Source organism: Candidatus Binatia bacterium, from assembly GCA_036382395.1.
In the GTDB taxonomy this organism is placed as follows: Bacteria; Desulfobacterota; Binatia; order HRBIN30; family HRBIN30; genus JAGDMS01.
Window position 1 is genome coordinate 1 of record DASVHW010000050.1, and the last position, 5,783, is coordinate 5,783.

The window sequence follows — 5,783 nt, forward strand, 5'->3', positions numbered from 1 at the left end:
TTCGATTGGACAGTCAAGCCTGTTCCCGGCGAGTTCTTGATCTTCCGGGTGCCCGCCGTGACGCCCGAGACGCCGACGCCAACTCCCACACCAACGCGGACGCCAACTCCCACAGCAACGTGCCCCTTTGATATTACTGTACCGATCTCGGTGATCATTTCCACGGGAAGCCAGGTTTGGCAGCTGATCGCGGCGCCGCCGGGTACGACAGGCTTCTCTTCTCCTGGTCCCGCGACTGTTATCGCATCTAACGCTGGCTGGGCCACGTTGCCCGGCACGCAGTGGATCTCGGCAAATACGATGTGCAATCAGACAACCACATTTGACTGCCCGGCTGGGATCTACTCGTACGAACTCTGTTGGGAACAATGCGGCCCGCTCGACTTCTCGCCGCTCCTGCAGATTCTCGCGGACAACACGGCAACTGTCTCCCTTGACAGCAACCCCCTCACGACGCTTCCAACCCCGCCCCCTATCAACTTCACGACCCCGGCGACCATCCAGGGCTTCACCCCGGGTCCGGGGCTGCATACCTTGCGTGTCGACGTGTCCAACAATCCCTTTAGCGGCGGTGGTGGCACCGCGACCGGCATGGACCTCAGTGGAACCCTGAGCGGATACGTGAGGATCGTCCCGTGCCAGGTTACGCCGCCCACGTTCACGGCGACTCCCACACCAACGCCAAGCCGCACGCCAACGTCGACTCCGACACCCACGGCGAGAACAGGGTGCGACCTGGCGATCACAAAGATCCCAGACCTCGATCCGCCTACTCCGGGTTTCCCGTTCGTATTCGAGGTCACGGTCACCAACGTGGGGAACGTGCCATGCCAGCCTACCACCACCGTCACGGACAGTCTCCTCCCGGGCTTCACGGTGACAGGGTTCAACTTCAACACAGCCGATGGCTGGGGTTGTACCGCTCCGCCCGGCATCAGTTGCACCAATTTCACGTTGACGCTGCAGCCAGGCCACAGCAGCGTGGTGTTCGACGTCACGGTTACCGCTACTCCGGGAATTGCAATCCAGAATTGTGCGACGGTGACCAATCAGCACGACGTGAATTCGGCCAACAATACCGCCTGCTACACCGTCGGCATAACAAGCCCTACCCCAACTCCGACCAGCACACCCACTGTAACGCGAACGCCGACGCCAACTCGGACACCCAAGTATCCTCCGGACTGTGTCGGCGACTGCAACACCGACGGCGCGGTGACCGTGGACGATATCCTCACAATGGTGAACATCGCGCTCGGGAATGCGGACGTCTCAAGGTGCATCTCTGGCGACGCCAGCGGCGATGGAATGTTCACCATCGATGAGATCCTGACCGCCGTGAACAACGTGCTCAACGGATGCCCGGCGCAGGTGACGGTCGAGCTCCATGCGGTTCCGGTTCGCGTCTGCGGCAAATCCTTCCAGCGGCTCGAAGTGGCCGCGCCTCCGGGGGTGGTGGTTCATTACGCGAATCGCCCGCTGGGCGAGACGCACTTCACCTTCGCCCTTCCTGAGGCTTTCCAGGCGTCCAGCGATTCCGGGACCGACACGATCCAGGTTCAGTTCCGGATTTCCGCCGCGGCTGCACCCGACAGCGCGCAGATGATCTTGCCCGACATTCCGGCGATCTCGGATGGAGAGCCCTCGCGTGCCGGTCAGCCAGGATATTGCGACCTCGTCGACATGGCGGTACAGCTGTATCCGACGCTCCGCGGCACGGCGCGCTCGTCGCTGGTCGAGTTGACCCTCGGGGATGGCACCAACTCGGTCCGGGCCCTCTTCCCTCTGGTGCAGTCCATGGCCCGGGTGCAATCGGAGCCGGCGCTGACGAACAGTGCTTCGTACCTGATCATCACCCAAGACCTCTACCGGCCGGAAGCCGATCAGCTTGCGGCCTACCGCAACTCCCGCGGCGTGGCCACCCAGGTCATCTCGGTGAGCGAGCTTCCCGGCTACAATGCAAACGCCCCGACTCCTCCGGAGTGCACGACGTCTCCCTACGACAGGGAATGCTACCACTACTGGGGCGACGCGATCGCGAACGTGAGTCCGCTTGCGGTCCCGTCGCTCGTGGGATTCCACCGCGAGACGCACTTTGCAGACCAGTACTCGCGGGTGTCGTACATTCCCGGATTGATCCGCGCCTACATCCGGCGGCTGAAGGCGGATGGGAAGCTCAAGGCGGTGCTCCTGATCGGGGATCCGGAGGCCGTTCCGCCGATTTTTACCCCGAAGACCGATTTTTCCGCGGGCCGGAGCACGGGCTGTTCTTCGTTCAACGGGGTGTCCGAGCAACAAGACGATTATTGCCAAGGGGATTACCGCTTCACGCTCGGCACGGATCTGTATTACGCGATTCCTTCGATCCCGCTCCCGCTCATGCGCAATCAGCTGGCTCAATCGGCAGTGAACATGGCACAGCTGACGCCCTTTATGGTGACGTGCGACGACCACCTAGGCCACCTCGAGATGAAGGAATGGTGTGAGTCCAACGAAAGCCCTTACTGGGGGCCCCCCGGCCGGGGGATGCGGTACTACGGTTGGGTGCCCCACTATCCGTTCACCCGCACTTTTGATGATCCGGTCTCAGCTGGCGTGCCACTTACGGCGCTGACCGCGGCGGACGTGTTGGCGGTTGGCCGAATCGTGACCCAGACCCGGTTCTTCCTGCCTGACAAGGATCCGGCCGTCCAGAATTACGTCGACAAGCTCAAGGCCTGGGAGTTGGTGCAGCACCGCGGGTTATCGCAACGTAGCATCGCGACGTTCGGGGGAGAACAGGGGTGGCTCTGGGCACCCGGAGACGTCCAGGGATTCTTCTCCATGACAGGTATCGTCCCTGACACATCATCGATGATCTACGGTTCGACTGTTTACTTTCCCGCCCTGGCAAACGCCTGCGCGGCGGCGGGGCACCCCTCGCAGTGCACTGTCAACGACCCGCTTACCATCATGGAAACGGAGATGCCGGCCGTGAATCGAACGAGCTGGCTTTTGGACGGACATGGCGGCCACTCTGGGATCCAAGGCCCGTATATTAGCCCGATACCCTCGCCGGCACTGGGTTTCAGGGTCTTCAATTCCTACGGCCTCATCAACGACCGCCTGCACGAATTTGTTGACCCGGAGATCGCACCGACCGTGTCGCTCGCGAAATCCGGGCACTTCATCGGTCACGTGATCGCGAACTCCTGCGACCCGGCGAGCTACTTCGACTACAACTCGTTCAATTGGCTAATTTATACCGGTGCCGGCCCGCCCTTCGATACAGGAACTCAGGGGTACATGGACTCATTAGTGGCACCCGCGAGTTTTGCCGAGAGCCTGATCGGGCTGCACAACGGTGGGGCGATCAACACCTATCTGAACTATTTCGTCGGTTTTGGCGGATCGGACAACTCCTACAATCAGCTCTTCATGGAGCATGCGGACTATTCTCGCGCTCACGGCCTTCCCATCGGCAACGCATACATCAATATGGTTGTAGACGTTATGACGAAGCCGCAATTGCAGGGGTACAACCACCAGGTCCTCAACCGGGTGTTCATGGGCGATCCGCTGGCGGTGATAGGCCCCCAATGAACCGCCCACCTCAACTCTTGCCTCTGTTGGCTGGCGAAGTCCTACAACCCGCTCTTCTTGGTGTGATTATGGAAGCAGTGCGGGGGATAACTGGTCACGCCGCCTATTTTCGTCGCGGTGCGGACCTGGGCATCCCCTGGGGGAGGTGATGATCATGATCGATCGGAACAGAACGTTGGCAAGCACGGCCGCCGCTATCGGCATCCTTTTGCACGTGTCTTCCGGAGTGGGTATGGCGCAATCCGGAAACGAGTATTATGTGAAGCTCACGTGCCAGGCGCTCACGACACTGCCTCTCAACCCGATTGTATTCACGCCAGTGCTCGTGATGTATTTCCCGGCCGACGGGAACGCCCCATTCCCGACGCTGTTTGAGCTGCGCGACCAGCACCCAGAGGCGTTTCATTACATGAATATGGTATGCAACCAGGAGCGTTACGCATACACGATTCCCCCCCCACAGCCAACGCCGTGGCCAGATTGGGGCAATGACCGCAAATACCAGAAGGTCGAGATCGCTGAGGCCATCATTCCGAGTTCGCAACTGAACCGTCAGTATGGGGAGCCGTGCACAACCAACCTTTCGTGCCAATATGGGTGTGACCTGAACACCCATTCCTGTTATGGAGCCCCATGCGGGCCATTCTCCTGCCTCTAGGGTGGCGTTGATGCGCTTGGGCACGAACAAGCGGGCGCGTTCGGCATCCGAGGCGGCGGTGCGATGCCTGCCGCTCAAGCCGACGGCGGCAGCCAGTTGATTGCTGAGAACCTCAATGTCTGCGAAAAACCATGGGCATTGAGTTTGGCATTACCGCCGTTCTTGCCAGCCCACTCGGGTGGCATCCTATCGAGCCAGGTAGCGCAGCCGCTATGAGGCTTGCAACTTCACGCCCTCGGCCAGAATGCGCGAGTCCTGTGGGTTGTGCCGAGGCGGGGAGGCACTGCTACGGTACCACGACTCACAACTGATCGTCCGGCGCGAGAACCCCGCCTAGCATTGCGGCGTCTGGCACGCCTCCCGTACCTCTCATTCAGAAACGACAACGACAACAGGTGTCGCTGTCTTGAGGAGCCAAACGCAACGCGGTCGTGGCGGCGCCCCAGCGACAAAGGAGTTCATGTAATGGGAAGAAAACTGTACGTCGGCAATCTCGGCTTCGACGTCAACAACAAGGATATCGAGGATCTGTTCGCGCAAGCCGGGGCCTGCGAGTCGGTCGCGGTCATCACCGATCGCGAGACCGGACAGTCGCGTGGCTTTGGCTTCGTTGAGATGGGTTCGAACGGCGAGGCCCAAAAAGCCATCCAACAGTTCGACGGCCAGGCGTTCAAAGGCCGCGCTCTCAAGGTGAACGAGGCCAAGGAGCGCGAGAACAACGGCGGAGGCGGCGGCAGAGGTCGCTACTAACCGCACACGGTTCGCGCCCGCCCGCATGCGGCGGGCGCGAACATTCTCACCATGGCGAAGCCGTCTTCACGGCTTGCAGGAGAAAACATGCCATTCAGCCACGGCCATTTGCGCGCTGCCAAGCCGGCGCCACCTCGCCCCAAGAAGGCCCCAGTCTTCTGCGTCGGTTGGCACGCCTTCGTAAACTGGCCCCAGCCTGCCGGCAAAACGCCGCGTCCGGTACCAATGACGGATGGGGACGGAAATCCGGTGGCCAACGATCTGGCCGACGGCCAAGAGGTAGAGATCGTTTCTTGGCGGCCCCGAGCACGGGAAGGCGTCGCCTATCAGGTTCGCAGGAGCACCGACGGGAGCGAATGGTGGATTGCCTTCTCGCACCTCCGCCGCCTCCGCGAGGCGCCGCCGCTGGGTGGTGAGGCTGCTGGCGTAGCGCAAGGCTGACCTCGGGCTTTCCTGGCTGCTCGACGTGGAGGGCCGGCCGCTGTTGCGGTTCAAGAACGACTTCTGGCTGCAAGAGACCCTCGAGCGCCACGCGCATCTGCGCTTCATCGCCGCGGTGCAGCCGGGCCGCAGCGAGCGCGCCGCCGCGTGAGCGGCCGTCGTTGCCGGAAGGCGAGATGACGTTTCCAGTAGATCGCGGCGCGGCGCGCATGTAGCAGGCGTAGCCGTCGCATGCGCGATCAGGTTCTGCTGCTGAGCTTGGCCGCAATCTTCGTGAACTGCTCCAACGCGGTCTCCAGATCGTCGGCGAGTTCCTGGGCGAGAATCTCGGGGGCGGGAAGCGAATCCGTGT

4 protein-coding genes are annotated in these 5,783 nt (G+C 61.6%); all 4 read left to right on the forward strand.

Features of this window, described 5'->3' with window-relative positions; translation table 11 throughout:
* Nucleotides 1-300 precede the first annotated feature (300 nt).
* The 4 genes from VF515_02975 to VF515_02990 all read left to right on the forward strand — a co-directional run bounded on the left by VF515_02975 (nucleotide 301) and on the right by VF515_02990 (nucleotide 5,431).
* Nucleotides 301-3,582, forward strand: a complete 3,282-nt coding sequence (locus VF515_02975) for a C25 family cysteine peptidase (GenBank protein HEX7406594.1) — start codon at nucleotides 301-303, stop codon at nucleotides 3,580-3,582.
* 148 nt (nucleotides 3,583-3,730) lie between these two features.
* The gene (locus tag VF515_02980) at nucleotides 3,731-4,240 is read left to right on the forward strand and encodes a hypothetical protein (GenBank protein ID HEX7406595.1); all 510 of its coding nucleotides are present in this window, start codon (nucleotides 3,731-3,733) and stop codon (nucleotides 4,238-4,240) included.
* A 465-nt stretch (nucleotides 4,241-4,705) separates the two neighbouring features.
* Nucleotides 4,706-4,990, forward strand: a complete 285-nt coding sequence (locus VF515_02985) for an RNA-binding protein (GenBank protein HEX7406596.1) — start codon at nucleotides 4,706-4,708, stop codon at nucleotides 4,988-4,990.
* Nucleotides 4,991-5,077: 87 nt separating this feature from the next.
* Nucleotides 5,078-5,431, forward strand: a complete 354-nt coding sequence (locus VF515_02990; protein HEX7406597.1) for a hypothetical protein — start codon at nucleotides 5,078-5,080, stop codon at nucleotides 5,429-5,431.
* Nucleotides 5,432-5,783: the final 352 nt, after the last annotated feature.

Excerpts from the sequence above, each read along its gene's own strand:
- VF515_02975 (HEX7406594.1), top strand. The coding sequence starts at position 301 with ATGTGCAATCAGACAACCACATTTGACTGCCCGGCTGGGATCTACTCG.
- VF515_02980 (HEX7406595.1), top strand. The coding sequence starts at position 3,731 with ATGATCATGATCGATCGGAACAGAACGTTGGCAAGCACGGCCGCCGCT.
- VF515_02985 (HEX7406596.1), top strand. The coding sequence starts at position 4,706 with ATGGGAAGAAAACTGTACGTCGGCAATCTCGGCTTCGACGTCAACAAC.
- VF515_02990 (HEX7406597.1), top strand. The coding sequence starts at position 5,078 with ATGCCATTCAGCCACGGCCATTTGCGCGCTGCCAAGCCGGCGCCACCT.